Here is a 209-nt window from a genome sequence, read left to right as displayed (position 1 = left end):
TACTTCCAGCAGGTTGGCGGCCTCGAATGTAAACCCGTCAGCGGCGAAATCACCTATGGTCTGGAACGTATCGCCATGTATCTGCAAGGCGTTGCAAGTGTTTATGATTTGGTCTGGGCAGATGGTCCATTAGGTAAAGTGACTTATGGCGATGTGTTTCACCAGAATGAAGTAGAAATGTCGACCTACAACTTTGAACATGCCAATAC

At 46.9% G+C, this 209-nt stretch carries 1 pseudogene; it reads left to right on the top strand.

What is annotated here, in order from left to right:
- Nucleotides 1–209 (top strand): annotated as a pseudogene (locus B3182_RS10335) (glycine--tRNA ligase subunit alpha); the annotation flags it as partial.

The organism is Methylophaga sp. UBA4204 (genome assembly GCF_002379485.1).
In the GTDB taxonomy this organism is placed as follows: Bacteria; Pseudomonadota; Gammaproteobacteria; order Nitrosococcales; family Methylophagaceae; genus Methylophaga.
The sequence above is the reverse complement of the archived record's forward strand: the minus strand, read 5'-3'. Positions and strand labels throughout refer to the sequence as shown.